The organism is Cupriavidus sp. 207A1 (assembly GCF_057798955.1).
Genome location: NZ_JBYOJO010000014.1, coordinates 158,958 through 185,243 on the forward strand (window position 1 = coordinate 158,958; position 26,286 = coordinate 185,243).

Here is a 26,286-nt window from a genome sequence, read left to right on the forward strand (position 1 = left end):
CTCCCCTCTCCCGCAAGCGGGAGAGGGAGCCCCCAATCCGGCGGGCAACATATCAATCCACCCCCACGAATCCCCCAGTCTGATGCGCCCACAGCCGCGCATACAGCCCCCCATGCGCGAGCAGTTCCGCATGCGTGCCGTTCTCCACGATATGCCCGTTGTCCAGCACCACCAGCCGGTCCATCCGTGCGATGGTCGACAGCCGGTGCGCGATGGCGATCACGGTCTTGCCCTGCATCAGCGTTTCCAGGCTTTCCTGGATCGCGGCTTCCACTTCGGAGTCCAGCGCCGAGGTCGCTTCGTCCAGGATCAGGATCGGCGCGTTCTTGAGCAGCACCCGCGCGATCGCGATGCGCTGGCGCTGGCCGCCTGACAGCTTCACGCCGCGCTCGCCGACCTGTGCCTCCAGCCCGGTATTGCCGTGGGCATCGACCAGGTGCGGAATGAACTCGTCGGCGCGGGCGCGGTGCAGCGCGGCGGCGATTTCGGCGTCCGTGCTGGAGGGCTTGCCGTAGAGCAGGTTCTCGCGGATCGAGCGGTGCAGCAGCGAGGTGTCCTGCGTGACCATGCCGATCTGCGCGCGCAGGCTCTCCTGCGTGACCGTGGCGATGTCCTGGCCGTCGATCAGGATGCGCCCGCGCTCGACGTCGTAGAGCCGCAGCAGCAGGTTGACCAGCGTCGACTTGCCCGCGCCCGACGGGCCCACGAGCCCGATCTTCTCGCCTGGCCGCACCGTCAGGTTGACGCCCTCGATCACGCCCGAGCCCTTGCCGTAGTGGAACCCCACCTGCTCGAAGCGGACTTCGCCGTGCGTGACGCGCAGCGGCTGCGCGTTGGCGCGGTCGGTGACCTGGCGCGGCACCGCGATGGTCTTCATGCCGTCCTGCACCTGCCCGACATTCTCGAAGATGCCGTTGACCACCCACATGATCCAGCCCGACATATTGTTGATGCGGATCACCAGCCCGGTGGTCAGCGCGATCGCGCCGGTGGTGACATGGCCGGTGCTCCACAGCCATACCGCCAGCCCGGTGGTGCCGGCGATCAGCGCGCCGTTCATCGCGGTGATGGTGACGTCCATGCCGCTGACCATGCGCCCGGCCTGCCGCGTCTTCTCGGTCTGCTCGGCCATGGCGTCGCGCGCGTAGTCTTCTTCCTGCCGGGTATGCGCGAACAGCTTGAGCGTGGTGATATTGGTATAGCCGTCGACGATGCGCCCCATCAGCCGGGAGCGCGATTCGGTGGCGATCACCGAGCGCTGCTTGACGCGCGGCACGAAGTACAGCAGCGCGGCCACGTAGCAGACGATCCACAGCAGCAGCGGGATCATCAGGCGCCAGTCGGCCTGCGCGAACAGCACCAGCGAACTGACCGCATAGATCGCCACGTGCCACAGCGCGTCCACCGCCTGCACCGCGGAGTCGCGCAGCGAGAAGCCGGTCTGCATGATGCGCTGGGCGATGCGCCCGGCAAAGTCGTTCTGGAAGAACGACAGGCTCTGCTTGAGCACGTAGCGGTGGTTCTGCCAGCGGATCAGGTTGGACAGGCTGGGGCTGATCACCTGGTGCACCAGCACGTCATGCAGGCCGAAGAAGATAGGACGCAGCAGCACCGCCACCACCGCCATCCACACCAGCTCGTTGCGGTGCCGGCTGAAGAACTCGGCGCCGGGCGTGGTCTGCGCCATGTCGACCAGCCGGCCGAGGAAGCTGAACAGCGCCACCTCGATCAGCGCGCCGACCAGGCCCACCAGCAACAGCAGCACGAACACGCCCCAGACCTCGCGCAGGTACCAGGTGTAGAAGCGCAGCACCTGGCCCGGCGGCTCGCGGTCCGGCATATGGCGGAAGGGGTCGATCAGTCTTTCCAGGCGACGCAACATGGCAGGGTTCCCGTTGTGTGCCACGGCACGCCTGCTCGTCCTGGTGGGATGCCGGGCGCTTGCGGCGGATCAGACGCAACATGATACGCGCCTTGCGCAATGGAAAAGCCCCGCCGGGGGCGGGGCCTTGTCTGATACGCGCTGCGAAAACCGCCGCGGCGTCGGCCGCGCCGGCCGCGTCAGGGGTGGTGGATCACCATATGCGTGAACGGCGGCACGTAGGCCTGCAGCGTCACGAACAGGCCCACCAGGATCGCCAGCACGATCGAGTGGAAGAACACGTAGCGCAGGATGTCGCCCTCGTGGCCGTACCACTTGGTCGCGGTCGACGCGACCACGATCGACTGCGCGTCGATCATCTTGCCCATCACGCCGCCTGAGCTGTTGGCCGAAGCCATCAGCACCGGCGACAGGCCCAGCTGCTCGGCGGTGGTCTTCTGCAGGCCGCCGAACAGCACGTTCGAGGCGGTGTCCGAGCCGGTCAGCGCCACCCCCAGCCAGCCCAGCATGGTGCCGAACAGCGGGTAGAACACGCCGGTGTGCGCAAAGGCCAGGCCCAGCGTCGCATCCAGGCCCGAGTAGCGGGTCAGGTAGCCGACGCCGAACATGGCGCAGATGGTCAGCAGCGAGTAGCGCACCAGCTTGATGGTTTCCCAGTACTCGCGGAACAGCCGCGGCACCGAGTAGCCCATCAGCAGACCGCCGGCGATGGCCGAGACGAAGATGCCGGTGCCGGCCATCGACAGCACGTTGAAGTTGAACACGGCGCCTTCGATGACTTCCTTGGGCACCACCGGCGGCACCTTGACGATGGCCTTGTCGAGGCCCGGCACCGGGAATTTCCAGGCCCACAGGCTGTCCATCAGCTTCTTGAACTCGGGGATGCCCCAGACGAACACGAACACCGTCAGGATCACCCACGGCATCCAGGCCTTGGCCACCGAGATCCCGGCCGAGGCGGCGCTGGCGCGGGCGTCGGCTTCCAGTGCTTCGGGGTGGTCGACCTTGGAGTCGTCGTGGCGGCCGAGGATCTTGGTCGAGGTCCAGATTTCCTTCGGATGCCAGACCTTCAGGAACAGCGTCAGCGAACCCATCGACACCAGCGCGGCGATCACGTCCACCAGCCACGGGCCGTGGAAATTCGACACCAGGTATTGCGGCACGGCGAAGCTCACGCCCGCCACCAGGATCGCCGGCCAGATCGCCAGCATGCCGCGGAAGCCGGCGAAGGCCCAGATCAGCCAGAACGGCACGATCACCGAGAAGAACGGCAGCTGGCGCCCGATCATCGCCGACAGGTCGAGCAGGTCCAGTCCGGTCACCGAGGCCAGCCCGATGATGGGCGCGCCCAGCGCGCCGTATGCCACCGGCGCGGTGTTGGCGATCAGCGCCAGGCCCGAAGCCGCCAGCGGCGAGAAACCCAGCCCGATCAGGATCGCGCCGGTCACCGCCACCGGCGTGCCGAAGCCGGCCGCGCCCTCGAAGAAGGCGCCGAAGCTGAACGCCACCAGCAGCAGTTGCAGCCGGCGGTCTTCGGTGATGCCGGAAATCGAGTTCTGCAAGACCTTGAAGGATCCGTTCAGCGTGGTGAGCCGGTGCAGGAAGATGATGTTCAGCACGATCCAGCCGATCGGGAACAGCCCGGAGACGATGCCCAGCCCCGCCGCCTTGCCCGCCATGGCCGCCGGCATGCCGAACACGGTCGACGCCACCACGATGCCGATCACCAGCGCCAGGCCCGCCGCCAGATGCGCCTGCATATGAAAGAACGCCAGCGCTGCCAGCAGCACGGCGACGGGAATGCCCGCGGCAATGGTCGACAGCGCCATATTGCCTAGCGGGTCATAGACTTGACTCCACACGATCGAAATCCTCCTCTGGTTTGGCTCGGGCGCCCGGGCGATCTGCGTGCCCTGGAACTCCCGCATGCGCTTTGCACCGGCGTGCGCTAGCCGCCGCGCCGGCAAAGAACAAGGATTTTAAAAAAGGGCCTGCCGGCGCCTGCCGTACATCGCGTCATGATCGCGATGAGCCACATTCAGGGATCAGGGTTTGCCCGGACGAGCAGCGCGGCGCACATGGGGCCCTTGCGGCACACCGGCCAGAGTACTCTAAACGGCGCCCGTTGCAAAAGTATGCAAGCCAGCGGCGCGGCAGCATGACTGGCGGCGAGGACGATGCCCCGGCTGGCGCCGGCATCGCGGTGGCGCCATACTGGCGGGCAGTGCGCCGGCACACGCCGGAACCGATTCCACTCCGAGACGAGGTTTCCCCATGACTGAATTCCTTCCGCCGTGGCCGCTGCTGACGGCCTTCGTGGTGGCCAGCCTGGCGCTGGCGATCACGCCGGGTCCGGCCGTGGTCTATATCGTCACCCGCACGCTGGCGCAGGGGCGGCAGGCCGGGCTGGCGTCGATCGGCGCGGTGGCGCTGGGCAACCTGGGCAATGCCATCGGCGCCTCGCTGGGGCTGGCGGTGCTGTTCTCGGTGTCGGCGCTGGCCTTTACGGTGGTCAAGTACGCCGGCGCGGCGTACCTGATCTGGCTGGGCGTGCGAGCCTTGCGCGGCGGCGGCGGGGCCGATGGCGGCACCCCCGAGGTGTCGCCGCGCAGCCTGCGACAGGTGGTACGCGACGGCTTCGTGGTGGCGCTGCTCAACCCCAAGACCGCGATCTTCTTCGCCGCCTTCCTGCCGCAGTTCATGAACCCGGCGGGCTCGGCGCTGGCGCAGAGCCTGGCGCTGGGCGTGGCCTTCGTGCTGATCGCCGCGACCACGGATGCGTGCTACGTGATGGCCGCCGCCGCGGTGATGCCGGCGCTGCGCCGCGCCGGCCGGGCGCGCGCGCTGGGCCGCTACCTGACCGGCGCGGCCTTTATCGGGCTGGGGGTGTTCACCGCGGCATCGGGCTCGCGCGCGCCGAAGTAGAAGGGCGGGTGAAAAAACTGCCGCGGCTCAGCGCAGCGGCAGTTCGAGGATGCCGCCGGCGGCTGGGCGGGCACGCATGGCGTTGAGCCAGCGCTCCAGCTCGGGGCGCGGCTGGTGCTGGCGCGGCAGTCCCATCCAGCGGTGCGCGGCACAGGCCAGCGAGATGTCGGCCATGGTGAAGCGGTCGCCGCCGATGAACTCGCGTCCGGCCAGCGCCTTGTCCAGCAGCGCGGCGAGCGGCTCGGTGCGCTCGCACGAGGCCTCGATGGCGGCCGGGTCGCGCTCGGCTTCGGGCTTGCGCACCAGGTTCAGGAACGCGGTCACCATCGCCGGGCTGAAGGCGGTGGTCTGCCAGTCCATCCAGCGGTCGGCCGAGGCGCGCGCCTTGACGTCCTCGGGCCACAGCGTGCCTTCGCCGTAGCGTGCGCACAGGTAGCGCACGATCGCATTGGACTCCCACAGCACGAACGGCTCGCCACCGACATCCGTGCCGCGGAAATCCTCGATCACCGGGATCTGGCGGTTAGGGTTCAGGCGCACGTAGGCCTCGGTGTCGAGGTCGCCCTTGGTCACGCCGATATCGACGCGCTCATGGTCCAGGTGCAGCTCGCGTGCGCACCAGACCACCTTCTGCACGTTGATGGAGGAAAGCCGGCCCCAGATACGCAACATGTCGTCTCCCAAGTCAGGTGCGCCCGTTTGCCGTGGCGTCAGGCCGCGCGCGGCTGCCGCGCCGCGGCAATGGCTTCGCGGAACAGCTCGCCGAGGATCGCCACGCCCTGCTCGATGCGCTCCGCCGGCACCGTGACGAAGGCCAGGCGCAGCGCGTTGCGCTTCGGGTTGTTGGCGTAGAACGGCGCGCCCGGTACGTAGGCGACGTTGCGCCTGACCGCTTCTTCCAGGATCACCATGCTGTCCAGCCCCTCGGGCAGCTCCATCCAGATAAACATGCCGCCTTCCGGCGTATTCCAGCTGACGCCTTCGGGCATGTGGCGCGCAAGCGCATCCAGCATGGTCTGGCACTGCTTGCCGTAGAGCTCGCGGATGGTCGGGATATGGGTGTCGAGCAGGCCGTCGCGCACGGTCTCGTAGGCCACGCGCTGCGTGAACGTGGGCGTGTGCAGGTCCGAGGCCTGCTTGGCCTGGCACAGCTTGAAATGCAGCTCCGGCGGGGCGATCACGTAGCCCAGGCGCATGCCGGGGGCCAGGATCTTGGAGAACGAGCCCATGTAGATCACGCCGTCGGGGTTCATCGACAGCAGGCTCGGCAGCTGGTCGCCGGTGTAGCTGAGCGCGCCGTACGGATCGTCCTCGACCAGCAGCACGCCCAGTTCCTGCGCGCGCGCCACCAGCGCCTGGCGGCGCTCCAGCGGCAGGCGGCGCCCGGTCGGGTTCTGGAAGTTGGGCAGGGCGTACAGGAAGCGCGCGCCGGCGGTCAGTTCGGGCGTCAGCGCCTCGGGCAGCAGGCCCTTGTCGTCGCTGGGGATCGAGACGAATTCCGGCTCGAACAGCGAGAACGCCTGCAGCGCGCCGAGGTAGCTGGGGGTTTCCACCATCACCTTGCTGCCGGGGTCGATCATCACCTTGGCGATCAGGTCCAGCGCCTGCTGCGAGCCGGTGGTGATCAGCACGCGCTCGACCGCCACGTCATGGCGCCGGGCGACGAACTCGCGCAGCGGCAGGTAGCCTTCGGTCGCGGCGTACTGCAGCGCCGCCTGCGGGTTGTCGGCGAAGACGCGGGCCGTCGCGGCTTCCATCGCCGCTACCGGGAACGACGCCGGCGACGGCAGGCCGCCGGCGAACGAAATGACTTCCGGACGCTCGGTGACCTTAAGGATTTCGCGGATGGCCGAGCTGGTGAGTTGCTGCGCCCGGCGGGAAATGGCCCATTTCATGATGTGTCTCTAGTCTGCGGTGATTCTTGGGAGAGCGGCACGGCAACGGCCGGCCGCTCAGTCAACGATAAAGCTTCAGCCCTGCACTTCGGCGATCAGTTCGATCTCGACGCACGCGCCCAGCGGCACCTGCGCCACGCCGAAGGCGCTGCGCGCGTGCTTGCCCTTGTCGCCGAAGACCTCGGCCAGCAGCTCGGAGGCGCCGTTGGTGACCAGGTGCTGCTCGGTGAAGTCGGTGGTCGAATTGACCAGGCTCATCACCTTGACGATGCGGGTGACGCGGTTCAGGTCGCCGACATGCGCATGCAGCGTCGCCAGCAGGTCGATGGCGACGGCGCGGGCGGCGGCCTTGCCGGTTTCGGTGTCGATCTCCTGGCCCAGCTTGCCGGTCCAGACCTTGCCGTCCTTGCGCGCGATATGGCCGGACAGGAACACGGTGTTGCCGGTCTGCGCGGCCATCACGTAGGCGGCGGCGGGGGCGCTGACGGCCGGCAGTTCGATGCCGAGGCGGGCAAGGGTATCGTAGACCGAGGTTTGGGACATGTAGGCTCCAGTCAGTGAATGCGTCCGGGAAGGATCGGTGAGGGTTCCGGGGCAGGTGCGGATTGCTGCACGGCGGCGCGGCGGCCCAGCGCCACGACGGCAATCACCGCCACCGCGAAGGCGATGGTGGCAGCGTCGAGCGGCTCGGACAGGATCAGCGCGCCGCCCGCCAGCGTCAGGAACGGCTGCAGCAATTGTATCTGGCCGACGCGGGCCACGCCGCCTTTTGCCAGGCCGGCGTACCAGAAAAGGAAGCCCACGAACATCGAGAACACCGAAACATAGGCCATGCCGCCCCAGGCCCGCGGCGACGCCGCGGCGATCGCCGGCAGGTCGCGCAGCGTCAGCCATGCCACCACCGGCACCAGCACCGGCAGCGATACCACCAGCGCCCAGCTGATGGTTTCCAGCCCGCCCAGCTCGCGCGACAGCTTGCCGCCCTCGGCATAGCCCAGCGCGCCCAGCAGCACCGCGCCGAACAGGAACCAGTCGGCATGCTGCAGGCCGCCGGCCCCCTGCCACACGGCAAAGCCGATCACCAGCGCGCTGCCGGCGACGGCCGACAGCCAGAACGCCGGCGACGGCCGCTCGCGCCCGAACCACGCGGCGAACACCGCGGTGGCCAGCGGCAGCAGCCCGATCACGATGGCGCCGTGGCTGGCCGGCACCTCGCGCATGGCCAGCGAGGAAAACAGCGGAAAGCCCGCCACCACGCCCAGCGCGGTCACGGCCAGCCGCGTCCATTGCCCGCCGCGCGGGCGCCGGCCCGCGCGCAGCGCGCCGCGCCAGGCCAGCAGCGCCAGCGCCAGCAGCGCGGCCAGCACGGCCCGCGCCAGCGCGACGAAGATCGGGTCCAGTTCGGCCACCGCCATGCGCGTGAACGGCAGGGTCTGGCTGAAGATCGCCACGCCGACCAGGCCCAGCAGCATGCCGCCGGAGGCCGGCACGGCAGCAGCCGGGGGTGTCGTCGATGACAAGGGTGTTGGCGGAGCGGGGCGGCTGGCGGGCATGATTGGCCTCGGTGTTGTCAGGGTGTTGAACTCGCGGGTCAGGCTGCCGCGGGCACGCCGGGGCGGGCCCCGACCGCAATCCACAGCGCCGTCAGCGCCAGCGCCGCGCCCATGGCGCGGTTGAACCAGCGCACGCGCTGGCCGTGCTGCAGCCACTGCCGCAGCGACGCGCCCACCGCGCCATAGACGCCGTTGCTGACGAAGCCCAGCACGCCAAACACGCCGCACACCAGCAGCACGCGTTGCACCGGCGACGCCGCGCCCGCCATGTACGAGGCCGCCACCGCCAGCGCCAGCATCCACGCCTTGATATTGGCGTACTGCAGCGCCGCCGACTGCCACACGCTGAGCGGGCGCAGCACCTGCTTTTCGGCCAGCGCGGTGCTGCGCGCGATCTTCCACGCCAGCCACAGCAGGTAGGCCACGCCGGCCGCGTGCACGGCGGCGGCCAGCGCGGGCTGGCCCAGCACCAGCGCACCCACGCCCAGCGCGCACAGCGCCAGGATGCTGGCAAAGCCGAAGGCGACGCCGACGCAATGCGGCAGCGTCGCGCGCAGGCCGAAGTTGGCCCCGCTCACCGCGGCGATGGTGGTGTTGGGTCCGGGTGTGAACAGGCCGACCGTCAGCAGCGTCAGCAGCGCCGCGAACTGCGCCGTGCTCAGGCCGGTGAGCAGGTCCGTGAGCAGTGCCGAAGCGGTCATGCGAACGCCACCGCCACGCGCCGGTTGGTGCGGCTCTTCTTTTCGATCTTCGTCACCACCACCGCGCCGATCTCGCCGGTGTTGGCCACGTGCGTGCCCCCGCACGGCTGGCGGTCGACCCCGGGGATCTCGATGATGCGGATGCTGGCCGTGCCCGCCGGCGGCGCGGCGCCGATGGTGCGCACCAGGTCGGGCTGCGCGGCCAGTTCCTGCGGCGTGATCAGGGTGGTGCGCACCGCGGTGTTGGCGCGGATCAGCGCGTTCAGGCGCTCGCTCAGGTCGGCCTTGTCGAGCGTGGATTCCGGCAGGTCGAAGTCGATGCGCGCGCTGTCCGGCGAGATGCCGCAGCCGGTCACCGGCACCGGGATCAGCGAGCCCAGCAGGTGCAGGCAGGTATGCAGGCGCATCAGCCGGTGGCGGCGGTCCCAGTCGATCGCCACGGTGACGCGCTCGCCGACGCGCGGCAGCGGCGCCCCGGCGGCCGGAACATGCAGGATGCGGCGGCGGTCGTCGGCGTAGACCGTGTCGACGATGGCCACGGTGCGCCCGTCGGCCAGCGTCAGCGTGGCGGTGTCGCCGGCCTGGCCCCCGCTGCGCGCGTAGCACACGGTCTCGTCGAACTCGATGCCCTCGGCGCTGGCGGCCACCACGGTGGCGGCGCAGTGGTCGAGGTACGGGTCTTCGTCGAAACGCTTGCGGGTGGCGGACATCGGGGGCTCCTTGGGGCTTGTTGTGGGGACGGCTAGCGCAGGGTGCGGATGCCCTGCGCGGTTTCGATCTCGGCAATCAGGCCGGGCGGGCCGTCGTCCTGCTCCACCGCGAGCAGGTGGTCGGCACCCAGCCATGCCAGCCCCTGACGCAGCAGCTCGGCGCGCGGGTGGCGCGCGCACAGCCGGCGCAGCGCCAGGTCCTGCCGCGGCAGGCTGGCGCCGGGGGCCGGGGTCACGTCCCACTGGATCAGGCTGGGCAGCGCGCCGTCGCCGGCGCTGCCGGCTTCGCCCGGCCAGGCCGGCAGGCTGCCGTCGGCGGGTACGGTGATGCGCCAGTGCAGGCTGCCGCGGCTCATCGGGATCACCGGGGCGATGCGTTCGGGATACTGCGCCTGCCAGCGGCTAATGTCGGCGGGCCGTTCCACGCGCGCGGCCCAGTGCAGCAGGAACGGGCCATCGCGCAGGCGCTGCCGGACCGCTTCGCTTTCCAGGCCGAACCAGCGCGGCCGTGCCGGCGCCGGAGCGGTCGGATCGATCGCGATGACTTCCAGGTAGATGCCGCCGAACAGGCCCAGCACGCGGTTGTGCGTGCCCATGGCCGCATGCGCGCCGCCGCCCTGGGGCGCAATGCCCAGCACGCCGGCAACGTAGTCGGTGCCGGTGTCGAGGTCGGGGGCGGCAACGACGAGGTGATCGAGAGCTAGCTTCATCTTGGCTTGATGGTAGACAAGGTACTCGGTACAGTACCGGTACAGTTCAGCGGATCGTCTTCAGTACAGTTGCAGGAGCAGCACATGGATGCCCCATCCAGCAAGGGCGACGCCGGCGGCGACAGCGCCGCCGTGGCCCGCGAGAAGGATAGCCGAGGCGGCGCGCAAGCCCCAGCCGGCGCCGCAGCCGCGCGCGCGCTGCAGCTGGTGCTGCCGTCCACCGCGCGCTTGCCGGACCCGGTGCCGTCGGCGCAGATGACGCTGGTCGAGCAGCTGACCGAATGGGCCCGCATGCGCATCGACGAGCGCGTGTTCCGCGCCGGCATGCGCATGCCGTCGATCCGGCAGCTTGCGCAGGAGAAGGGCATCTCGCGCTTTACCGTGGTCGAGGCCTACGAGCGGCTGGTGGCGCTGGGCTACCTGGAATCGCGCCGGGGCTCGGGCTTCTACGTGCGCGAGCGGGCCCCGGCCGCGCCGGCGGCGCCGGTCTCGCGCGACGCGCCGGCGGCGCGCAAGATCGACGTGACCTGGCTGCTGCGCAGCATGTTCCATACCGCCGAGGCACACAAGGCGCCGGGACTGGGCTTCCTGCCCAACGACTGGCTCGACGGCGAGCTGATCGCCAGCGCGCTGCGCGGGCTCGGCCGCCAGCCCGGCAACCATTTCCTGGCCAGCGGCACCCCGCAGGGCTTCCTGCCGCTGCGCCAGCAGCTGCGCACCCGCCTGGAAGAACTGGAGATCCGCGCCGGCGCCGAGCAGATCGTGCTGACCTCGGGCATCACCCAGGCACTCGACCTGATCGCCCGGCTTTACCTGCAGCCCGGCGACGCGGTGCTGGTGGGCGACCCGGCATGGTTCGTGATGTTCGGCCGCTTTGCCGCGCAGGGGGCGCAGGTGATCGGCGTGCCCTATACCGGGGAGGGCCCGGACCTGGAGGCGCTGGAGCGCATCGTGCAGGCGCACCGGCCCCGGCTGTTTGTCATCAACTCGGTGCTGCACAACCCGACCGGCACCTCGCTGTCGGCCGCCAAGGCGTTCCAGCTGCTGCGCCTGGCCGAGCAGTACGACTTCCTGATCGTCGAGGACGACATCTATTGCGACCTGTGCCCGCCCGGCCACGCCGCCACCCGGCTGGCCAGCCTGGACCAGCTGCGCCGGGTGATCTACCTGGGCAGCTTTTCCAAGACGCTGGCGGCCAACCTGCGCGTCGGCTTTGTCGCGGCGCATCCGGACACGGCCGCGGCGCTGACCGACGGCAAGCTGCTGGCCGGGCTGGCCACGCCCGAGATCAACGAGCGGGTGCTGTACAAGGTGCTGACCGAAGGGCATTACCGCAAGCACGTCGAGCGCGTGCGCACCCGGCTCGACCGCGCCCGCGACGAGACCCGGCGCGAGCTGGAGGGGCTGGGCCTGCGCCTGTTCCCCGGCCAGCATGCCGGCATGTACCTGTGGGCCGACACCGGCCGCGATTCCAACGCCATCACCACCGCCGGCCATGAAGAAGGCTACCTGTTCGCCCCGGGCAGCCTGTTTTCGCCGTCGCAGATGCCGTCCGGCTGGATGCGCTTCAACGTCGCCAGCAGCGGCGATCCGGACATGCTGCGCTTCCTGGCGCGGCAGCTCGAGCGGCTGTAGCCGAGCGCCCGGCGCGCCCCCCGGGTCTTGAAAATGGCCCGGGCGTCCCTATTTTTGCCGGCACGGCCCCGGTGGCCAGCCAACCTATCCAGATTCGCCTGTTTTCAAGAGGAGAACCATGACCGCACCGCACGAGACGATGAGCTTCCAGGCGGAAGTGAAGCAGCTGCTGCACCTGATGATCCACTCGCTGTACAGCAACAAGGAAATTTTCCTGCGCGAGCTGGTCTCGAATGCTTCGGACGCCACCGACAAGCTGCGCTTCGAGGCGATCGCGAATCCGTCCCTGCTCGAGAACGACGCCGACCTGGCCATCCGCATCGAGGCCGATGCGCAGGCACGCACGCTGAAGATCACCGACAACGGCATCGGCATGAGCCGCGACGAGGCCATCCGCAACCTCGGCACCATCGCCCGTTCGGGCACCAGGGAATTCTTCCAGCAGCTGTCCGGCGACCAGCAGAAGGACGCGGCGCTGATCGGGCAGTTCGGCGTGGGCTTCTATTCGGCCTTCATCGTCGCCGACAAGGTCACCGTGGAAACGCGCCGCGCCGGCCTGGGCGCCGAAGATGCGGTGCGCTGGGAAAGCACCGGCGACGGCGAGTTCACCGTCGACGCGATCGCGCGCACCGAGCGCGGCACCACCATCACGCTGCACCTGCGCGAGGGCGAGGACGATTTCCTGTCGGCGTGGCGCCTGAAGAGCATCATCCAGAAGTACTCGGACCATATCTCGCTGCCGATCCGCATGCCCAAGGAAGTATGGGATGCGGAAGCCAGCAGCTACAAGCGCACCGACGAGTGGGAGAGCGTGAACCAGGCCAGCGCGCTGTGGACCCGCGCCAAGTCCGACATCACCGACGAGCAGTACACCGCTTTCTACCAGCACATCGCGCATGACAACGAGGCGCCGCTGGCGTGGACCCACAACCGCGTCGAAGGCCGCAGCGAATACACCCAGCTGCTGTACATCCCGGCGCGCGCGCCGTTCGACCTGTGGGACCGCAACCACAAGGCCGGGCTCAAGCTGTACGTGAAGCGCGTCTTCATCATGGACGACGCCGAGCAGCTGCTGCCGGGCTACCTGCGCTGGGTCAAGGGCGTGGTCGATTCCGCCGACCTGCCGCTGAACGTGTCGCGCGAGCTGCTGCAGGAGAGCCGCGACGTCAAGGCGATCCGCGAGGGCTGCACCAAGCGCGTGCTGTCGATGCTGGAATCGATGGCCGACAGCGAGGACGAAGCCGAGCGCGCCAAGTACGACACCTTCTGGCAGCAATTCGGCCAGGCGCTGAAGGAAGGCGCCGGCGAAGACCAGGCCAACCAGGAGCGCGTGGCAAAGCTGCTGCGCTTCGCCTCGACCCATAACGACACCGCCGAGCAGAACGTGTCGCTGGCCGCCTATGCCGGCCGGATGAAGGAAGGGCAGGACAAGATCTACTACGTCACGGCCGACACCTGGTCCGCCGCGAAGAACAGCCCGCACCTGGAAGTGTTCCGCAAGAAGGGCATCGAAGTGCTGCTGCTGACCGACCGTGTCGATGAATGGATGTTGTCGTTCCTGCGCGAATTCGACGGCAAGGAGCTGGTGTCGGTGGCGCGCGGCGACCTCGACCTGGGCAAGCTGGCCGACGAGGCCGAAAAGGCCGAGCAGGAAAAGGCCGAAGCCGACTGGAAGGACGTGGTCGAGCGCGCCAAGGCCGTGCTGGCCGGCAAGGCCAAGGACGTGCGCGTGACGCTGCGCCTGACTGCATCGGCATCGTGCCTGGTCTCGGACGAGGGCGACATGAGCGGCTACCTGCAGCGCCTGCTCAAGCAGGCCGGCCAGAAGGCGCCGGATGCCCAGCCGATCCTGGAACTGAACCCGGAGCACGCGCTGGTGAAGAAGCTGCGGGGCCTGCCGGAAGGGGATGCCTTCAGCGACCGCCTGCAGGTGCTGTTCGACCAGGCGCTGCTGGCCGAAGGCGGCATGCTGGAAGACCCGGCAGCCTACGTCCAGCGCGTGAACAAGCTGCTGGCCTGAGCGGACGCGATTCGGCCTTGCACACCGCTGGTTTGCTCCCCTCTCCCGCTTGCGGGAGAGGGGAGACAACAATCGCAGTTTTTGCACTGTCAGCAGGCCCCTGCGTTCTTGCCATGCCCGACACGTTCCCGCCTCAACCCGACCTCCACCAGGGCCTGCCCCCCGTCATCGACGCCCACACCCGCGTGCTGGTGCTGGGCAGCTTTCCCGGTGCCGCGTCGCTCGCCGCGCGCCAGTATTACGCCCATCCGCGCAACCAGTTCTGGCCGCTGCTGGGCGCGCTGACCGGCGAGCCGCTGGCGGAGCTGCCCTATGCCGAACGGCTGGTGCGGCTGCTGGCGCATCGCATCGGCGTGTGGGACGTGCTGGGCGCGTGCCAGCGCGAAGGCAGCCTGGACAGCAATATCCGCTATCCGCAGGCCAACGATTTCACGCGCCTGCGCGCGCTGGCGCCGTCGCTGCGGCGCATCGGCTTCAACGGCGGCACCTCAGGCCGCTTTGCGCCGCAGTTCGCCGCGCAGGGCTACGAGACCGTGGTGCTGCCCTCGTCCAGCCCGGCGCATGCCGCGCGCAGCTTCGAGCAGAAGCTTTCGTTATGGCGCAGCCTGCTGGACTGAGGGGCTCGCTGCCGGCATTGCGCGTATGGAATCGGCCTGCCTGGAAGTGACGCGTTCCGGATTGTCGTGGGCCATCGCGCACCTATACTGGAATCGGGCTGGCCCATGATTCCAAACCGGGAGTATCGGCCGCTCCTTGTGCGCCTTGCGGGCTCGCACTTTCTGACGCATGGCGCGAATGCATCGGAAGTGAGTTGCCTGAGCCGGCAAACATGCGGCAAGGAGGCAATCATGTTCAAGCATCTGCTGCTGGCGGTCGATGGCTCCGACCTGTCTGAATCGGCGTTCCGCAAGGCGCTCGCGCTGGCGCGGGACATGGGGGCGCGTACCACCGCGGTGCGGGTCTGTCCGAACTACCACGTGCTGACCTACCAGGTCGAGATGCTGGAGGACACCCGCGAAACCTACGTCAAGGAAGCCGCGGCGGGCGCCACGCAGTACCTGCGCGAGCGCGCCGAGGAAGCCAGCGCGGCGGGCGTGCCGTGCGACACCGCCTACGCCGTCAACGACCATCCCTACGAAGCCATCATCAAGACCGCCGAGGACAAGGGCTGCGACCTGATCGTGATGGCATCGCACGGGCGGCGCGGCATCCAGGGCATGCTGATCGGCAGCGAGACGCTGAAGGTGCTGACGCACAGCAAGATCCCGGTGCTGGTCTATCGCTAGCACGGCGACGCGCGTCAAGCAGCAGGCCCTGGCAGGCACCGGTTGCAAAACCGGCGCTGCCGGGGCCGCTTTTTTGCCGGCGCGAGGCGCTTCTGGCATCCTGAGGGCCTGTCCGCAGCCCCGTTTGCAACCCTATGCGGCGCCCGCGCCCGGGCCGCCGCCGCGCCTTTCTGTCACAATGCCGGCGGCTGGCGCGCCCGCCATGGTTTCAAAGGTGATTTCCCTATGCGTATTTTCGGCATCAGCATCCATATCATCGTTGCACTGTTCTTTGCCGTGCACGCGGTGCGCACGCACCAGAACATGTACTGGCTGCTGATCCTGTTCCTGTTCCCGGGCCTCGGCAGCGTGGTCTATTTCTTTGCGATCTACCTGCCCGAGCTGCGCCAGTCGCGCGGGGCGCGCGCGGCGACGCGCGCCATCACGCAGCTGGTCGATCCCAACCGCGCGGTGCGCGAGGCCCGCTCGGATTTCGATCGGGCCCCGACGGTGGCGCACCGCATGCGCCTGGGCGCGGCGCTGCTGGCCGCCGGCGAGCCGGCCGAGGCGCTGCAGCACTACCAGGCGGCCGCCAACGGCCCGTTCGCGACCGATCCCGCGCTGCTGCAGGGCCTGGCGCAGGCGCTGTTCGCCACCGGCGATGCGCCCGGCGCGCTAGCGACGCTGGAGAAGCTGTTCGCGGCCCAGCCGCGCGCGCGCCAGCAGCCGGAGCCGGCCCTGCTGTACGCGCAAGCCCTGGCCGCCACCGGCGCGGCCGGCACGCGCGCCGCCTTCGAGCAGGCGCTGACCAGCGCCAGCGACGCCGCGCCGCGCTGCCTGTTCGCCGACTGGCTGGCGGCCCAGCCCGATCCGGCCGACCGCGAGCGCGCGCAGCGGCTGTATGCCGAAATCGTCCACGACGCCCGCCACTGGCCGCGCCACGCCCGCGACCACAACCGCGCCTGGCTGCAGCGCGCGCAGGCGGCGCTGGCCAGGTAAATCCGCGTTCGTTCCCATCGCCTCCATCGCCTCGGCGGGGGCGGCGAACGCCTTTCTCGACGACATGACCCTACTGAAACGCAAATCGATTGAAGCCGTGGCCTCGCGCCGTCCGGCACGCGGCACCCGCACCCGTGGCGAGGCGCCAGCCCGCGAAGAAAAACGCATGACGCCGCGCTTCGCGCCGGTGACGTTCTCGGAAATGGAAGGCGTGCGCTACCTGCACTTCGGCACCGAGTGGGTACAGGGCGCGATGCGCCTGCGCAAGCCGGATGCGATCGAACTGGAATACGCGCAGCAGATGATGGCCTGGCTGCTGTTCCTGTCGCCGTCGGTCGATGAATTCCACGTGGTGCAGCTGGGCCTGGGCGCCGCGGCGCTGACCAAGTTCTGCCATCGCCAGTTCAGCCGCGCGCGGGTGACCGCGGTGGAGCTGAACCCCGCCGTGATCGTCGCCGGGCGCAGCATGTTCGGCCTGCGCGAGAACGACGCACGGCTGACCGTGCGCGAGCAGGACGCCTGGGACTACGTGATGGACGGCGCCCACGCCGGCGCCGTCGACGTGCTGCAGGTCGACCTGTACGACGCCACCGCGCGCGGCCCGGTGCTGGACACCACCGCGTTCTACCGCGCCTGCCGCCGCACGCTGAAGGCGCCGGGTGTGATGACGATCAACCTGTTCGGCGACCACGACAGCTTTCCGAAGAACATCGAGCGCATCTGCGATGCCTTCGACAACCGCGTGCTGGTGTTTCCGGAAGTGCATGACGGCAACATCATCGCGCTGGCCTTCAACGGGCCGGAAATCGATGTGGCGTGGGACGTGCTGGAAGCGCGCGCCGACGTGGTCGAGGGCACCACCGGGCTGCCGGCGCGGGACTGGGTGAAGAAGCTGCGCGCGGCCAATGCACGGCAGGAAGAGCGGTTGATGATTTAAGCACCTCTCCCCCGCAAGCGGGAGAGAGGAGAAAACCCTCGGCGCGCGGACGCCTTCACTCCTTGTGAAAGAACTGCGCCAGCGACCACTCGTCGGTGCGCGCCTCGTACTTCAGACCCTTCTTCATCGCCCACATCGCCAGCTGGCTGTGCGACGGAATGATCGCGTGGTCGGCCAGAGCGAACTTTGCCGCGACGCGCGCATTGTCCTCGCGCGCCTTGTCGCTGCTGACCGTGGTCAGCGATTTCTCGATCAGCTGGTCCAGCTGCGGGTTGCTGTACTTGCCCCAGTTCCAGGTGCCGTAGCCGGTCTTCGGGTTGGGCGTGCCGGTGATCGAGCGCAGCGCCACGTCGGCGGCGGCCGAGCCCCAGCCCAGCATCTGGAAGGCAAACTCGCCCTGGCGCGCGCGCGTGAAGTAGGCCGCCACCGGCATGGTTTCCACCCTGGTCTGGATGCCGATGCGGGTCAGCATGCTGGCGGTGGCCTGCGCCACCGCGGCGTCGTTCAGGTAGCGATTGTTGGTGGCGTGCAGCGTCAGGGCGAAACCGTCCGGGTAGCCCGCCGCGGCCAGCAGCTTCTTCGCGCCTTCCGGGTCGTAGGCGTCGGGTTTGGTGCCGGGATGGCCGAAGATCTGCGGCGACACGATCGACGAGGCCGGCACCGCCAGCCCCTCCATGATGCGGCTGACGATGGCGTCGCGGTTCAGCGCCTTGCTGACCGCGGCGCGCACGCGCGCGTCCTTGAACGGATTCTTGCCCAGCGGCTTGCCCGCCTTGTCGGTGACAAAGGGCGGGTTGTCGCGCGACTGGTCCATCTGCCAGAACACGGTGCGCCACGACACCTGCTGCTCGATTTTGAACTTCGGGTTCTGCCTGAGCTTGGCGACGTCGGCCGAGGGCACGCTCTCGATCACGTCGACATCGCCCGCCAGCAGCGCGGCGCTGCGCGCGCCGTTGTCGGTGATGATGCGGAACACCGCGCGGTCCCACTCGGGCTTCGGGCCCCAGTAGTCGGGATTGCGCGCCATCACGATTTCCTGGCCGCGCGCAAAACGCACGAACTTGAACGGGCCGGTGCCGATCATGGCCTTGCCCGAGTCGAAATCGTTCTGCGTCAGCGTGGCCGCGATCTTTTTCGGCATGATCGGCACGCTGTTCAGGTCATTGGCCAGGTTGGCGTAGTTGGGCACGCTCATGGTCAGGCGCACGGTGAGCGGGTCGGGCGTGTCGATGCGGGCGATCGGCTTGGTGTAGCTGGTGAACGAGCCCGGGCTGTTGACCAGCTTCTCCGGCCGCTCCAGCGAGGCCTTGACGTCTTCGCTGGTAAAGGGCGAGCCGTCGTGCCACTTCACGTGGGGGCGCAGCTTGATTTCCCAGGTGATGGCGTTGACCGGCTTCCACGACAGCGCCAGCCCGGGGATGTAGCGCGCGTTCTTGTCCATGAACACCAGCGACTCGAACACGTGCAGGGCAATGGCGTTGTTGGGACCGGCATTGTTCCAGTGCGGATCCATCGACGTGACGTCGGCGGCCAGGCCGATGCGCAGGTCTTCGGCATGCGCGGCGCCGGCCGGCAGCAGGGTGAAGGCGGCGCTGCCGAAGACGAGCGCCGCGGCGGCACGGAGCACCGCGCGGCGCGCGGGAGTGGCACGGCGGCGCGGCGGACGTTGCGGCGGCAGGGCGTGGATCATGGTCATCGGGCAGGCTCCTCGTACGGGTCCGCGCGGTCGCGGACGGGTTCTCAGACGGGTTTGTCCCGCATTGTGCCGCTAAAGTGGCATGGTTGCAGCCTTGCTGGCAGGGCTGCCCGGTAAAATGGCGTCCATGTTCGCCAATTCCCGCACCATCGTCTCGGCGCAGTCCGATGTCCATGAACACCTGGCCGCGCGCGTCGCGCGCCACCTGGCCGAGCCGTTCCGCAAGCCCATCGGCGAGCCCAGCCGGCGCGAGCTGGCCGCGGCGCTGCAGCGCTGGCAGCAGGCTGGCGGCGCGCCGCTGATCCTCGATGCCGGCTGCGGCGTCGGCGAAAGCACGCTGCGCCTGGCCACGCAGTTCCCCGGCCATTTCGTCATCGGCGTCGACCAGTCCGAAAAGCGCCTGGCCGCCGGCAAGGACTGGTGGGGCGACGCGCCGATGCCGGCGAATTTCTGCTGGGCCCGCGCCGATCTGGTCGATGTCTGGCGGCTGCTGCAGGCGGATGCGGTGCCGGTGGCGCGCCACTACGTGCTGTACCCGAACCCGTGGCCGAAAATCGGCCACCTGGGGCGGCGCTGGCAAGGGCACGCGGTGTTCCCGGCGCTGGCGGCGTGCGGCGACTACCTCGAGTGCCGCAGCAACTGGCGCATCTATATCGACGAGTTCGCGCAGGCGCTGGAACTGGCGGGACGGCCGGCGCGGATCGAGGCCTGGGCGCCGGCGCAGCCGATGACGCCGTTCGAGCGCAAGTACGCGGCCTCGGGCCATGGCTTGTGGCGCTGCGTCAGCGAGCGGCAGCCCGGCTGAACGCACGATGAAAAACGGCCCGCAGTGCGGGCCGTTTCGCTGCCTGGCTCGCTGCCAGCGCGCTTAGTGGAACAGCGGCTGCTGCGTCGGCGCGTCTTCCGGCAGCTCGGCGTGGACGATCTCGCCGTTGCGGTCGGCGTACAGCGGCGTGCCGCAGTCTTCGCAGTATTCCGGATCGAACAGCGCGGCGTGGCGGAAGATGTCCTCGACGCCGGCATTGCGCAGTTCCTCGCAGATCTGCTCGAGCGGATTGCCTTTTTCGTCGGCATCGACCTCGCCGGCTTCGCGGCCGTAGACCGGCCAGACGATGCCGTAGATCACATCCTTCTCGCCGCGCATGGTGAAGCCGACGCGGTATTCCTCGACCACTTCCTCGCCGAAGGCGGCCACCACCGCGGCCAGTTGACCCGCGGAGATGTCCAGCGTGCCGCACAGGTAGTTGACGGCGGCGCGCACGGTCAGCGGGCGGATGCTCTTGTCGGATTCGCGGCAGGACAGGAAGAACGCGTCCGGCAGCAGCAGCTCGAACTCGCAGCCCGGCAGCAGCAGCGCCACCGAAGGCTGCACCTGGCTGCGCCATTGTTCCAGGCAGGTCGAGCGCTCGGCGTGATGGTCCTTGGCGTCTTCCTGCCAGCGGAACAGCGCCTGTTCGCGCGGCGCCACCACCACCGCCAGCAGGTAGCGCGGATCGGCCAGGATCGGCGCGGTCTCGGGCAGGTCGCGCAGGTCGACCTTGGGCACCGCGCCGGCCAGGGCGGCCGCGGCCAGCTTGTGCGTCAGCGCGAAGGTGTCGCTGTGCGTGCGCGGCAGCTGGTCGATGCTGTACAGGTAGGGCGACAGCGCGACCTTGGTGCCGTTGGCGAGCACATGTGCCTGCAGGTGCACCGCCAGGGTCTGCGCCAGTTCGGGCTTGAGCGTGCCGGACGGGATCGCGTAGCGGGTGTGCGCCAGGATCGGCGCGGCGATCAGCAGCGCGTCATAGTGCTGGCCGTCGACCTCGATCGAGGCGGATTCGGCCAGCGTCTCGGCCTGCTCGGCGAGCACGTCGGAGGCGTCGGCATTGTGCTTGAACAGGTGCTCCAGCGCCGCGTCGAGCGCGGTCTGGCTACCGTTCTTCAGCAGGCGGCCAAGGCGCTGCGAAAGCCGCCGCTCCCAGTATCCGTCTTCCATGCGGCTGCCCGATGCGTCGAGGGCGAGCGCATCGGCCACCAGACGCTCGGCGTCGGGAGAGAGTCGCGGGGAAGCCTTGGGGCGAAAACCTGCCATAGAAAGAAACCGTCCGTTTTTTGCGTAAAACGGTATTCTACTCGTTGCGTTGACAGGGAGACCGCTATATGCGTGCGGTCGATGTGGATGCTGCTGCCTGCGCGACGATTATTTCTCGGCCGGGGCGGGGGCCGCGGACGCTGCCGGGGCCGCGGGCGCATGGCTCTCGACGCTGTGCGATTCGCCGGAAATGGAAACGTCGCTGCCGCCCTTGGTCAGCAGGTAGAGGGCCGCGCCGGCGACCACGATGAATGCGATGAGGATCTTGACCATGGTGTCTCCTGGTTCTGGGTGATGCCGGGGTCCGGCTTGCGGTCGTTCGGCCGCGTTCTTGTGCGACACAGTTTGACAGCCATGGCTTGCGTCAAACTTACACGCGATGCGCGGGCCCGCAGGTGATGCCCGAGTCGCAAGCGCCAATGAAAAAACGCCGCCTGCCCCGGACCTGGAAAGGACGGGACGGGCGGCGTCGTTGGCGCGGATGGCGCGGATGGCGCTGATGGCGCTCAGGCGGCCAGCAGCTGGCGCAGCACGAACGGCAGGATGCCGCCGTGGTTGTAGTAGTCGACCTCGATCGGCGTATCGATGCGCAGCAGCACCGGCACGCGCTGCACGTCGCCGTTGGCGCGCTTGATCACCAGCACCACGTCCTGCTGCGGCTTCAGGTCGCCCTCGATGCCTTCGATGTCGAAGGTCTCGTTGCCGGTGATACCCAGCGTCTGGGCGCTGTCTGCGCCCTTGAACTGCAGCGGCAGCACGCCCATGCCGACCAGGTTGGAGCGGTGGATGCGCTCGAAGCTGCGCGCAATCACGGCCTTTACGCCCAGCAGCTGGGTGCCCTTGGCGGCCCAGTCGCGCGACGAGCCGGTGCCGTATTCTTCGCCGCCGAACACCACCGTGGGCGTGCCCTCGGCGACATACTTCATCGCCGCGTCATAGATCGACATCTGCTCGCCGGTGGGCTGGTGGATGGTGATGCCGCCTTCCACGCGCGCACCGTCCGCCGTCGGCGGGATCATCAAGTTCTTGATGCGCACGTTGGCAAAGGTGCCGCGCATCATCACCTCATGGTTGCCGCGGCGCGAGCCGTAGCTGTTGAAGTCGGCCTTGAGCACGCCGTGCGACAGCAGGTACTTGCCCGCCGGCGAGGTGTCCTTGATCGAGCCGGCCGGCGAGATATGGTCGGTGGTCACCGAATCGCCGAAGATGCCCAGCGCGCGCGCGCCGCGCACGCTCGCCGAGGTCGCCGACGGCTCCATGCTGAAGTCCTGGAAGAAGGGCGGCTCGGCGATATAGGTGGAGCGGGGCCAGTCGTAGACCTGGCCCTTGGTGCCCTGGATCGCGCCCCACAGCTTGCTCGGCTTCTTGACCTGCTCGTAGTTGCCCTTGAAGGTCTTGGCGTCCATCGCGTACTTCATCAGGGCGTGGATCTCGTCGGAGCTTGGCCAGATGTCGCCCAGCCAGATGTCGCGGCCGTCCTTGCCCTTGCCGACCGGCTCGGTCATCAGGTCGCGCGTGACGTTGCCGGCGATGGCATAGGCCACCACCAGCGGCGGCGACGCCAGGAAGTTGGCGCGGATGTTGGGGTGGATGCGGGCCTCGAAATTGCGGTTGCCCGACAGCACCGCGGCGGCGACCAGGTCGTTGCTGGTGATGGCCTCGTTCAGCTCGGGCGTCAGGTCGCCGGCATTGCCGATGCAGGTGGTGCAGCCGTAGGCGGTCACGCCGAAGCCCAGCTTTTCCAGGTACGGCAGCAAGCCCGCGGCCTTCAGGTATTCGGTGACCACGCGGCTGCCCGGCGCCAGCGAGGTCTTGATATGCGGCGCCACGCTCAGGCCGGCTTCGACCGCCTTCTTGGCCAGCAGGCCGGCGCCCAGCAGCACGCTGGGGTTGGAGGTGTTGGTGCACGAGGTGATGGCGGCGATCAGCACGTCGCCGTTGCGCACTTCGATGCCGTCGGCGGTGCTGTAGCTGCGGTTCAGGTCGGCGGCATCCTTGTTGAAGCCGTTCTCGGCCACCGGCTTGCTGAACAGCGAGGCAAAGGTGCTCTTGACGTTGCCGATCTCGATGCGGTCCTGCGGGCGCTTGGGGCCCGCCAGCGACGGCGCCACCGTGGCCAGGTCCAGCGTCACCACCTTGCTGTAGTCGATCTCGCCGGCGCCGGGGATGCCGAACATGTCCTGCGCCCGGAAATAGCCCTCGAATGCGGCGATTTCCTCGTCGGTGCGGCCGGTGCCGCGGAAGTATTCGATGGTCTTCTCGTCCACCGGGAAGAAGCCCATGGTGGCGCCGTATTCGGGCGCCATGTTGCCGATGGTGGCGCGGTCGGGCAGGGCCAGGCTGGCGGTGCCTTCGCCGAAGAACTCGACGAACTTGCCCACCACCTTCTCCTTGCGCAGCATCTCGGTGATGGTCAGCACCAGGTCGGTGGCGGTCACGCCTTCGCGCAGGCGGCCCTTGAGTTCGACGCCGACCACGTCCGGGGTCAGGAAGTACACCGGCTGGCCCAGCATGCCGGCCTCGGCCTCGATGCCGCCGACGCCCCAGCCGACCACGCCGATGCCGTTGATCATGGTGGTGTGCGAATCGGTGCCGACCAGCGTGTCAGGGTAGTAGACGCCGTCCTTGCGGTGCACGCCGCGCGCCAGGTATTCCAGGTTGACCTGGTGCACGATGCCGAAGCCCGGCTGCACCACGCCGAAGGTGTCGAAGGCCTGCATGCCCCACTTCATGAACTGGTAGCGCTCGTTGTTGCGCTGGAATTCCAGCTGCATGTTCAGGTCCAGGGCCTTCTTTTCGCGGAAGTGGTCGATCTGCACCGAGTGGTCGACCACCAGGTCCACCGGCACCAGCGGCTCGATCTGCTTGGGGTTCTTGCCCATCTTCTCGGCGACGTTGCGCATCGCCGCCAGGTCGGCCAGCAGCGGCACCCCGGTGAAGTCCTGCAAGACCACGCGCGCCACCACGAAGGGAATCTCGTCGACGCGCTCGGCGTTGGGCTTCCAGTTGGCCAGCTGGCGGACGTGTTCCTCGGTGACCTTCTTGCCGTCGCAGTTGCGCAGCACCGATTCCAGCACCACGCGGATCGACACCGGCAGGCGGCCGATGTCCAGGTCCAGTGCCTCGCCCAGCTGGGGCAGGGAGTAATACTGGCCCTTGCCGGAAGAGCCGATGCTGAATTCTTTTAGCGTGTTCTTGAGGTTGTGGGGCATTGCCGTACTCCGATCGAAGGATGATGCGATGGCATTGGCTCGGACCTGAATCGAGACCCCGGTGCGCTGCCACGGCGTTTGACCGCGGTCCGAGGCAGGCAGCGCACTGCAACTGCATACTCTAACCGGGGTGCGGCTCCGCCGCCACCCGGCACGGCAAGGCAAAAGGGCGCTGGCGGCCGCAAGGCAGCGGCCGCCAGCGCCCCGGTACGGCTTACTGCTTGGGCGCGGCGGTTTGCTGGGTGCTTCCGGGCTGAATCGTCTGGCCGTCCGGCGGGGTCACCAGCAGCGGGGTGGTGGCCGGCGCGCGCAGGCCGCCGGCCTGGGTCGGGGCCGCGGCGCCGGCCTGCATGGCGGCGCTCTGGCAATCGTCGGCGAGGCGCTGGCCCAAGTTCTTGTTGAACAGCATGGCCTTGCTCGGGATCACCACCAGGTCCAGGCCGGTGCGGGCGTCGTAGTAGCGGTCGGCGCCGGTCACCGTGGCCTGGCGCGGCAGCTTGTAGTCGCGGCCTTGCCAGTGCACGGTCAGGATTTCGTCGCGCAGCATGTCGCCGGCGATATACAGGCTGTTGCCCAGTTCGCATTGCCACTTCTCGCCGCTCGGGGTCACCGCCGCAGCGGTGCCGGCCGCGGCGGCCGCGCCGGCGGCGGCCTTCTTCTTGGTCGACGACTTCTTCTTGGTGGTGGTCTTCTTGGCCGGCTCCTGCGCCATCACGGCGGTGGCGGTGGTCAGGCTGAAGGCGCCGATGCAGGCGGCAAGGACAAGATGTTTCATTTTGTGAGTGCCTTTCGGATACTGAAATCGATTTATGGTCATGTGCCCCCGGCAGGCGGGCGGCGCTGGGATCATTGCCGCCGCTATTCTCTACGATTTGGCCGGGGCGGCGTAGTGCTCTGGGCTTTGGTTACATAATCGGCGCCGCTGTTGGGCCGGCTTCACTTGGGCCGGCTTCACTTGCGCTTGCCGATCGGCACGAACTTCAGGTTCTCCGGCCCGGTGTAGTTGGCGCTGGGGCGGATGATCTTGTTGTCGATGCGCTGCTCGATGATGTGCGCGGCCCAGCCCGAGGTGCGCGAGATCACGAACAGCGGCGTGAACATCGCGGTGGGCACGCCCATCATGTGGTAGCTGACCGCGCTGAACCAGTCCAGGTTGGGGAACATTTTCTTGATGTCCCACATCACCGTTTCCAGGCGCTCGGCGATGTCGAACATCTTCATCGAGCCGGCGTCCTTCGACAGCTTCTTCGCCACTTCCTTGATCACCTGGTTGCGCGGGTCGCCGGTGGTGTACACCGGGTGGCCGAAGCCGATTACGACCTCCTTGTTCTCGACGCGGCGGGTGATGTCGGCCTGGGCCTCGTCCGGGTTGTCGTAGCGCTTCTGGATCTCGAACGCGACCTCGTTGGCGCCGCCGTGCTTGGGGCCGCGCAGCGCGCCGATCGCGCCGGCGATCGACGAGTACATGTCCGAGCCGGTGCCGGCGATCACGCGCGCGGTGAAGGTCGAGGCGTTGAACTCGTGCTCGGCGTACAGGTTGAGCGAGGTGTTCATGGCGCGCTCCCACAGCGCCGACGGCTTCTCGCCGTGCAGCAGGTGCAGGAAGTGGCCACCGATCGAGTCATCGTCGGTCTCCACTTCGATGCGGCGGCCGTTGTGGCTGTAGTGGTACCAGTACAGCAGCATCGAGCCGAGGCTGGCCATCAGCCGGTCGGCGATGTCGCGCGCGCCCGGGGTGTTGTGGTCTTCCTTCTCCGGCAGCACCGTGCCCAGCACCGACACGCCGGTGCGCATCACGTCCATCGGATGGGCGCTGGCGGGCACCCATTCCAGCGCCGCCTTGACGTTGGCGGGCAGGCCGCGCAGCGACTTCAGCTTGGCCTTGTAGGCGGCCAGCTCGGATTTGGTCGGCAGCTTGCCGTGCACCAGCAGGTGGGCGATCTCCTCGAATTCGCAGGTCTCGGCGATGTCGAGGATGTCGTAGCCGCGGTAGTGCAGGTCATTGCCGGTGCGGCCGACGGTGCACAGCGCGGTGTTGCCGGCGGTCACGCCCGACAGCGCGACGGATTTCTTGG

The 26,286-nt window shown here is 68.5% G+C and carries 23 protein-coding genes; 8 read left to right on the top strand and 15 right to left on the bottom strand.

The features are described from left to right. Positions 1-52: 52 nt before the first annotated feature. Both AC3FMM_RS24140 and AC3FMM_RS24145 read right to left on the bottom strand, forming a co-directional pair. On the bottom strand, positions 53-1,882 hold the full coding sequence (locus AC3FMM_RS24140) for an ABC transporter ATP-binding protein (RefSeq protein WP_115710235.1): 1,830 nt from the start codon (positions 1,880-1,882) through the stop codon (positions 53-55). Between the two features lie 179 nt (positions 1,883-2,061). Further along, positions 2,062-3,744: an L-lactate permease gene (locus AC3FMM_RS24145; RefSeq protein ID WP_115681473.1), complete on the bottom strand. Its 1,683-nt coding sequence runs from the start codon at positions 3,742-3,744 to the stop codon at positions 2,062-2,064. A gap of 412 nt (positions 3,745-4,156) precedes the next feature. Here AC3FMM_RS24145 and AC3FMM_RS24150 point away from each other — a divergent pair, with 412 nt between their 5' ends. Beyond that, positions 4,157-4,807 (top strand): LysE family translocator, encoded by a 651-nt coding sequence (locus tag AC3FMM_RS24150; protein WP_115710234.1) that lies wholly within the window; start codon positions 4,157-4,159, stop codon positions 4,805-4,807. Between the two features lie 27 nt (positions 4,808-4,834). On the opposite strand, the gene AC3FMM_RS24155 is transcribed toward AC3FMM_RS24150, so the two are convergent. The 7 genes from AC3FMM_RS24155 to AC3FMM_RS24185 all read right to left on the bottom strand — a co-directional run bounded on the left by AC3FMM_RS24155 (position 4,835) and on the right by AC3FMM_RS24185 (position 10,376). Beyond that, positions 4,835-5,479, bottom strand: a complete 645-nt coding sequence (locus tag AC3FMM_RS24155) for a glutathione S-transferase family protein (RefSeq protein ID WP_115710232.1) — start codon at positions 5,477-5,479, stop codon at positions 4,835-4,837. Between the two features lie 38 nt (positions 5,480-5,517). Continuing rightward, complete coding sequence (locus AC3FMM_RS24160) at positions 5,518-6,702, bottom strand: aminotransferase-like domain-containing protein (RefSeq protein ID WP_326346724.1); 1,185 nt, start codon at positions 6,700-6,702, stop codon at positions 5,518-5,520. A 75-nt stretch (positions 6,703-6,777) separates the two neighbouring features. Further along, entirely contained in the window at positions 6,778-7,245 is a 468-nt protein-coding gene (locus AC3FMM_RS24165) for a RidA family protein (protein WP_115680699.1), read from the bottom strand. Positions 7,246-7,256: 11 nt separating this feature from the next. Further along, positions 7,257-8,174, bottom strand: coding sequence for a DMT family transporter (locus AC3FMM_RS24170; protein ID WP_488687592.1), 918 nt, complete (start codon positions 8,172-8,174; stop codon positions 7,257-7,259). 119 nt (positions 8,175-8,293) lie between these two features. Further along, positions 8,294-8,956, bottom strand: a complete 663-nt coding sequence (locus AC3FMM_RS24175) for a LysE family translocator (protein WP_326346725.1) — start codon at positions 8,954-8,956, stop codon at positions 8,294-8,296. After that, entirely contained in the window at positions 8,953-9,666 is a 714-nt protein-coding gene (locus tag AC3FMM_RS24180; protein WP_488687585.1) for an alanyl-tRNA editing protein, read from the bottom strand. The genes AC3FMM_RS24175 and AC3FMM_RS24180 overlap by 4 nt, the downstream gene beginning before the upstream one ends. Positions 9,667-9,698: 32 nt before the next feature. Continuing rightward, positions 9,699-10,376, bottom strand: coding sequence for a VOC family protein (locus AC3FMM_RS24185; protein ID WP_473703916.1), 678 nt, complete (start codon positions 10,374-10,376; stop codon positions 9,699-9,701). 84 nt (positions 10,377-10,460) lie between these two features. Between AC3FMM_RS24185 and AC3FMM_RS24190 the strand changes: the two genes are divergently transcribed. The 6 genes from AC3FMM_RS24190 to AC3FMM_RS24215 all read left to right on the top strand — a co-directional run bounded on the left by AC3FMM_RS24190 (position 10,461) and on the right by AC3FMM_RS24215 (position 17,232). After that, positions 10,461-12,011 carry an aminotransferase-like domain-containing protein gene (locus AC3FMM_RS24190; protein ID WP_488687586.1) on the top strand — a complete coding sequence of 517 codons (1,551 nt, stop codon included), beginning with the start codon at positions 10,461-10,463 and terminating at the stop codon, positions 12,009-12,011. A gap of 118 nt (positions 12,012-12,129) precedes the next feature. Beyond that, positions 12,130-14,031: a molecular chaperone HtpG gene (htpG, locus tag AC3FMM_RS24195; RefSeq protein ID WP_488687587.1), complete on the top strand. Its 1,902-nt coding sequence runs from the start codon at positions 12,130-12,132 to the stop codon at positions 14,029-14,031. A gap of 113 nt (positions 14,032-14,144) precedes the next feature. Further along, positions 14,145-14,648, top strand: a complete 504-nt coding sequence (locus AC3FMM_RS24200) for a DNA-deoxyinosine glycosylase (protein ID WP_115710217.1) — start codon at positions 14,145-14,147, stop codon at positions 14,646-14,648. Positions 14,649-14,879: 231 nt separating this feature from the next. Continuing rightward, positions 14,880-15,317, top strand: a complete 438-nt coding sequence (locus AC3FMM_RS24205) for a universal stress protein (RefSeq protein ID WP_111521449.1) — start codon at positions 14,880-14,882, stop codon at positions 15,315-15,317. A 225-nt stretch (positions 15,318-15,542) separates the two neighbouring features. Beyond that, positions 15,543-16,295 (top strand): tetratricopeptide repeat protein, encoded by a 753-nt coding sequence (locus tag AC3FMM_RS24210; protein WP_488687588.1) that lies wholly within the window; start codon positions 15,543-15,545, stop codon positions 16,293-16,295. A 64-nt stretch (positions 16,296-16,359) separates the two neighbouring features. After that, positions 16,360-17,232 carry a class I SAM-dependent methyltransferase gene (locus tag AC3FMM_RS24215; protein WP_488687589.1) on the top strand — a complete coding sequence of 291 codons (873 nt, stop codon included), beginning with the start codon at positions 16,360-16,362 and terminating at the stop codon, positions 17,230-17,232. A gap of 55 nt (positions 17,233-17,287) precedes the next feature. Here AC3FMM_RS24215 and AC3FMM_RS24220 read toward each other — a convergent pair whose 3' ends face one another. Beyond that, a complete protein-coding gene (locus AC3FMM_RS24220) occupies positions 17,288-18,928 on the bottom strand; it encodes an ABC transporter substrate-binding protein (protein ID WP_488687590.1) in 1,641 nt (546 codons plus the stop codon). A gap of 118 nt (positions 18,929-19,046) precedes the next feature. On the opposite strand from AC3FMM_RS24220, the gene trmB reads away from it, so the two are divergent. Next, complete coding sequence (trmB, locus tag AC3FMM_RS24225; protein WP_115710210.1) at positions 19,047-19,733, top strand: tRNA (guanine(46)-N(7))-methyltransferase TrmB; 687 nt, start codon at positions 19,047-19,049, stop codon at positions 19,731-19,733. Between the two features lie 63 nt (positions 19,734-19,796). On the opposite strand, the gene AC3FMM_RS24230 is transcribed toward trmB, so the two are convergent. The 5 genes from AC3FMM_RS24230 to prpC all read right to left on the bottom strand — a co-directional run. Further along, positions 19,797-20,999 carry a DUF2863 family protein gene (locus AC3FMM_RS24230; protein ID WP_115680688.1) on the bottom strand — a complete coding sequence of 401 codons (1,203 nt, stop codon included), beginning with the start codon at positions 20,997-20,999 and terminating at the stop codon, positions 19,797-19,799. A gap of 108 nt (positions 21,000-21,107) precedes the next feature. Then, positions 21,108-21,272: a hypothetical protein gene (locus AC3FMM_RS24235; protein WP_172581746.1), complete on the bottom strand. Its 165-nt coding sequence runs from the start codon at positions 21,270-21,272 to the stop codon at positions 21,108-21,110. A 233-nt stretch (positions 21,273-21,505) separates the two neighbouring features. Further along, positions 21,506-24,211: an aconitate hydratase AcnA gene (gene acnA / locus AC3FMM_RS24240; protein ID WP_115710208.1), complete on the bottom strand. Its 2,706-nt coding sequence runs from the start codon at positions 24,209-24,211 to the stop codon at positions 21,506-21,508. A 214-nt stretch (positions 24,212-24,425) separates the two neighbouring features. Continuing rightward, positions 24,426-24,986 carry a hypothetical protein gene (locus tag AC3FMM_RS24245; RefSeq protein WP_115680686.1) on the bottom strand — a complete coding sequence of 187 codons (561 nt, stop codon included), beginning with the start codon at positions 24,984-24,986 and terminating at the stop codon, positions 24,426-24,428. 176 nt (positions 24,987-25,162) lie between these two features. Further along, positions 25,163-26,286 (bottom strand): bifunctional 2-methylcitrate synthase/citrate synthase (gene prpC / locus AC3FMM_RS24250; RefSeq protein WP_488687591.1); only part of this gene is annotated, 1,124 nt, incomplete at its 5' end.

Bases quoted from the DNA above. Each gene is read 5' to 3' on its own strand.
- AC3FMM_RS24140 (WP_115710235.1), bottom strand. From the start codon at position 1,882: ATGTTGCGTCGCCTGGAAAGACTGATCGACCCCTTCCGCCATATGCCG.
- AC3FMM_RS24150 (WP_115710234.1), top strand. From the start codon at position 4,157: ATGACTGAATTCCTTCCGCCGTGGCCGCTGCTGACGGCCTTCGTGGTG.
- AC3FMM_RS24155 (WP_115710232.1), bottom strand. From the start codon at position 5,479: ATGTTGCGTATCTGGGGCCGGCTTTCCTCCATCAACGTGCAGAAGGTG.
- AC3FMM_RS24160 (WP_326346724.1), bottom strand. From the start codon at position 6,702: ATGAAATGGGCCATTTCCCGCCGGGCGCAGCAACTCACCAGCTCGGCC.
- AC3FMM_RS24165 (WP_115680699.1), bottom strand. From the start codon at position 7,245: ATGTCCCAAACCTCGGTCTACGATACCCTTGCCCGCCTCGGCATCGAA.
- AC3FMM_RS24170 (WP_488687592.1), bottom strand. From the start codon at position 8,174: ATGCTGCTGGGCCTGGTCGGCGTGGCGATCTTCAGCCAGACCCTGCCG.
- AC3FMM_RS24175 (WP_326346725.1), bottom strand. From the start codon at position 8,956: ATGACCGCTTCGGCACTGCTCACGGACCTGCTCACCGGCCTGAGCACG.
- AC3FMM_RS24180 (WP_488687585.1), bottom strand. From the start codon at position 9,666: ATGTCCGCCACCCGCAAGCGTTTCGACGAAGACCCGTACCTCGACCAC.
- AC3FMM_RS24185 (WP_473703916.1), bottom strand. From the start codon at position 10,376: ATGAAGCTAGCTCTCGATCACCTCGTCGTTGCCGCCCCCGACCTCGAC.
- AC3FMM_RS24190 (WP_488687586.1), top strand. From the start codon at position 10,461: ATGGATGCCCCATCCAGCAAGGGCGACGCCGGCGGCGACAGCGCCGCC.
- htpG (WP_488687587.1), top strand. From the start codon at position 12,130: ATGACCGCACCGCACGAGACGATGAGCTTCCAGGCGGAAGTGAAGCAG.
- AC3FMM_RS24200 (WP_115710217.1), top strand. From the start codon at position 14,145: ATGCCCGACACGTTCCCGCCTCAACCCGACCTCCACCAGGGCCTGCCC.
- AC3FMM_RS24205 (WP_111521449.1), top strand. From the start codon at position 14,880: ATGTTCAAGCATCTGCTGCTGGCGGTCGATGGCTCCGACCTGTCTGAA.
- AC3FMM_RS24210 (WP_488687588.1), top strand. From the start codon at position 15,543: ATGCGTATTTTCGGCATCAGCATCCATATCATCGTTGCACTGTTCTTT.
- AC3FMM_RS24215 (WP_488687589.1), top strand. From the start codon at position 16,360: ATGACCCTACTGAAACGCAAATCGATTGAAGCCGTGGCCTCGCGCCGT.
- AC3FMM_RS24220 (WP_488687590.1), bottom strand. From the start codon at position 18,928: ATGACCATGATCCACGCCCTGCCGCCGCAACGTCCGCCGCGCCGCCGT.
- trmB (WP_115710210.1), top strand. From the start codon at position 19,047: ATGGCGTCCATGTTCGCCAATTCCCGCACCATCGTCTCGGCGCAGTCC.
- AC3FMM_RS24230 (WP_115680688.1), bottom strand. From the start codon at position 20,999: ATGGCAGGTTTTCGCCCCAAGGCTTCCCCGCGACTCTCTCCCGACGCC.
- AC3FMM_RS24235 (WP_172581746.1), bottom strand. From the start codon at position 21,272: ATGGTCAAGATCCTCATCGCATTCATCGTGGTCGCCGGCGCGGCCCTC.
- acnA (WP_115710208.1), bottom strand. From the start codon at position 24,211: ATGCCCCACAACCTCAAGAACACGCTAAAAGAATTCAGCATCGGCTCT.
- AC3FMM_RS24245 (WP_115680686.1), bottom strand. From the start codon at position 24,986: ATGAAACATCTTGTCCTTGCCGCCTGCATCGGCGCCTTCAGCCTGACC.